Consider the following 3,884-nt stretch of genomic DNA (forward strand, 5'->3'; position numbering starts at 1 on the left):
TGGGATGATTGATGAATCGTCATCCTTTGAATGGGGTTTATTATTAGAAAGGAGGACAAATATTGTCCTCTTTTTTTTAGTAGCACAAAAGCAACCGAAAAGGGGAATTATGGACAAATGTGACGGATTTTTGAACATTTGTACAAGTCGAATGATAGCCTTTTTCAGATATTGCACTTAATTAAAATTTCGATAGATGTTTGGTTTATGTGATTTTACACACATCAGTAGCAATCCTGATGCCTAGTCATTAATTTTAATTAGGGGTTTATTAAGGAAAAAACCATTGCGCTCTTTGAGGCAATGGTTTTTCATTTCTTGAAGGTATTACCCCTTAGAACCTAGGCTTAAGCTTCAAAAATGAACGTGCCTAATTCCCAAAACACACCCGATCATATACTCGTGAAACAAAAATTATAATTCATATGAAAATATTAACCTGTGAAGAGCCTGGGAGTTTTGGTTATGGCTCCGCCGAAAAGCCAAAATCAGAAAAAGGAAAAGCCATTATTAAAATCAAGAGAATTGGGATTTGTGGCACAGACTTACATGCATATGAGGGTACGCAACCCTATTTTAACTATCCAAGGGTACTGGGCCATGAACTTTCAGGAGAGCTGGTGGAAGTAAATGGGGCATCAGGGTTTTTGCCGGGAGATTTGGTGACCATTATTCCTTATTTTAGCTGTGGTGAATGTGTTGCCTGTAAAGCGGATAAACCGAATTGCTGCGCTAAGATCAGTGTTTTTGGTGTTCATGAGGATGGGGGGATGAAAGAATATATATCTGTGCCTTCGACTTCCTTGGTAAAGCAGGAAGGGCTTAGTCTAAATCAATTGGCTTTAGCAGAACCTTTGGCCATTGGCGCCCATGGTGTGAGAAGGGCAGGAGTGGTAGCAGGAGAATTTGTTGTGGTAATGGGAGCGGGGCCCATTGGCCTTGGGGTCATGGAATTTGCCCGGATAGCAGGAGGGAAGGTGATTGCAATGGATATAAATGAAGACCGCTTGGCCTTCTGCAGGGAAGTTTTAGGGGTGGAGCATACGGTCAACGCAAAGGGAAATTACAAAGATGAGATAGATGAGATTACCCATGGGAACTTTGCTGAGAATGTGATTGACGCTACCGGGAGTTCCAAAGCTATCCATAATGGATTTGACTTGATGGCACATGGGGGAAGATATGTTTTAGTAGGTCTTCAAAAAGGTGATATCTCCTTCAATCATCCTGAATTCCACAAAAGAGAATCCACTTTGATGAGCAGCCGAAATGCTACACGGGAAGATTTCGAGAATGTGCTTTGCGCACTTAAGGAAAATAAGGTAAAAGCCGCTTCTTACATTACCCATGAAGTGGATTTTGATGGAGTAAAGGATAATTTCGAATCATGGTTGGATCCGGCGAATAAAGTGATCAAAGCCATGGTGCATATTTAGAATGAAAATTTTCTTAATGGTTTTAGAATAGACAGCTAGTGCCCATTAAGTTTGATAATGAGCTTAAATGGCTGAATTTTTAATTAAGAGTAAAAATTAATACGGTACAGAAAACTTCTGTACCGTATTAATTGTATAACTATGTCCAATAAGGTGCAGACAACGATTAATGTTATTAGAATCGTTTTTTTGTGATTAGAAAAATTTGATTTTTTAAGACCCAAATCTTTCTTTTTTTTTTTGAAAAAGTTGCTTTTGAGGATTTGGTTTTCAGTTCAGTAAACGAAAAAGCGTGTTAGTGTGATTTTTGGGTGATATTTATCCTGAGATACATCCTTTTTACGCTCAAACACAGTCTATAGAGGGCTTTGGTCTAATTTGGTGCTTAGAAATCTTAACCCAAAAGACCATGAAATACTATAATCACCCTGCTCAAAGGCTTTATCTTCTAGGTCCATATTTTTTGAAAATCAATACAGGAGTAGGCAAGTGGCCTTATTCCATTCCACGGCTATAGCTCCTATTAACGGTACAGCCGATCCCGTTGGAGGAATTCATGATAGGAATTTTATGAACAAACTAATTAACATAAACCTTAATTTATGAAACAAAAACCTACAAACTTAAAGGCATTGATTCGAGGAATGCTTCTGCTAATAACGGTTGGCTCAAACCTCTCCCTGGTATCCTCTGCTAAAGCACAGCAAATCCAAGTCTCAGGAATCATTACTGAGGGCAGTACAGGCGAATCCATTCCCGGGGTAAGCGTATTACGAAAGGGAACCACTTCTGGAACTATATCGGATATAGACGGCAAATACTCCATTGCTGCGTCGAAGGGTGACTCTCTATTGTTCAGCTACTTGGGGATGGAGCCTGTAATCAGAGTGGTAAACAGTGCCTCCATTAATGTCACCATGCAATCAGAAGACATTGGCTTGGATGAAGTGGTCGTTATCGGCTATGGTACCACCACCAAGGCAAAAATGGTCGGGGCTGTATCGTCTTTGGGAAAAGAAAAGCTGGAAGAAACCCCCTTTTATAATGTAGGCTCAGCATTACAGGGGCAAGTTCCTGGGCTCGTAGTCCAAAATAATGGGGGAGGGCCGGGCAGTAAACCCAATATTTCCATTCGTGGAGCGGGAGCTCCCCTTTACGTCATTGATGGAGTCATCACTACAGAGCAGGATTTCAATACCTTGAATTCGAATGATATTGAGACGATCAGCTTTTTGAAGGATGCTGCTGCCACTGCCGTATACGGTTCAAAAGCAGGCAACGGTATTGTACTGGTGACGACTAAAAGAGGTGAGGAGGGCAAGCTAAATGTCAACTATTCTTATAACTACCAACTCAGCCAGCCAACGGTATTACCAGAAATGTTAAACTCCTACGAGTATGCATTGCTCCAAAACCAAGCGAATGTGTATGATGGTACTCCGATTACCTATTCACCAGAACAGTTGGAAATTATCAGAACGCATGGTGATCTGGATACCTATCCGGACAATAATTGGCCAGAATTGACCTTGAAAAATTTTGCTCCCGAGCAAAGGCATAACCTGTCCTTAAACGGAGGCAGTAAGAAGACCAATTACTTTGTATCCCTGGGTTATGCAGACCAAGGAGGGATATTGAAAGAAGATGTGGTGAATTATAATAGGTTGAACATCCGTTCCAATGTGACCTCCAAATTTGAGGAAATAGGCCTGGAAGTTGGAATGAATATCAATGCCAGTATTGAAAATTATCAGGAGCCTTTTAGTGGAATGTACAGTATTTGGAGAGCGATCAATCAACAGACCAATCCCATGTACAGGGCCTATAATCAAGATGGCACGCTTGCCGGAGGAGGGGATGGAGACCATCCGCTGGCCATTTCGAGCGCCGAGTCCGGGTACAATAAGACCAAGGATAAGTTCATCAATACGCAATTGTCCTTCAACTGGGCTGTCCCTAGTGTAGAAGGTTTAAGGTTAGGAGCGATGGCCAACTATCGAAATGGTGATGGCTGGGGCAAACTTTGGGAGTACAATGTGCCGCTTTATATGCAAGACGGCTCTTTGATGAACCAGCCACCCCCGCAGCTTAGTGTTAATGCTTATAATAATCAAAGGCTTTATTTCGAGACAAGTGTTAATTACAAAAGGACATTTGGTTTCCACGGCCTGGATGCCACCTTTGTGTACAACCTCAATACCAATGGCAGTGAAAATATGTCCGCATTCCGCAGGGGGTATCTTTCTGGTGCCGTTGATCAGCTATTTGCCGGTCCAGCAGATGGAAAGGATAATTTCGGGACAGCGGAAGAAGGTGCCAATGCGGGGTATGTGGTACGGATGAAGTACGACTATAACTACAAATATATCCTTTTTTGCAAGTGTGATGATAGGAACATTATCCTGTAATGAGCTTGATTTATCCCCGTTGTCAGAAGGTTCCACTGAT

General features: G+C 41.7%; 2 protein-coding genes. Both read left to right on the plus strand.

Annotation, left to right across the window (positions count from 1 at the left end; translation table 11 throughout):
* Nucleotides 1–425: 425 nt before the first annotated feature.
* Entirely contained in the window at nt 426–1,436 is a 1,011-nt protein-coding gene (locus ACYVAA_RS22400; RefSeq protein WP_460546198.1) for a zinc-binding alcohol dehydrogenase family protein, read from the plus strand.
* A 602-nt stretch (nt 1,437–2,038) separates the two neighbouring features.
* Nucleotides 2,039–3,844 carry a SusC/RagA family TonB-linked outer membrane protein gene (locus ACYVAA_RS22405; protein WP_460546200.1) on the plus strand — a complete coding sequence of 602 codons (1,806 nt, stop codon included), beginning with the start codon at nt 2,039–2,041 and terminating at the stop codon, nt 3,842–3,844.
* The last annotated feature ends 40 nt before the right edge of the window (nt 3,845–3,884 follow it).

Source organism: Echinicola sediminis, from assembly GCF_054777495.1.

Excerpts from the sequence above, each read along its gene's own strand:
- ACYVAA_RS22400 (WP_460546198.1), top strand. The coding sequence starts at position 426 with ATGAAAATATTAACCTGTGAAGAGCCTGGGAGTTTTGGTTATGGCTCC.
- ACYVAA_RS22405 (WP_460546200.1), top strand. The coding sequence starts at position 2,039 with ATGAAACAAAAACCTACAAACTTAAAGGCATTGATTCGAGGAATGCTT.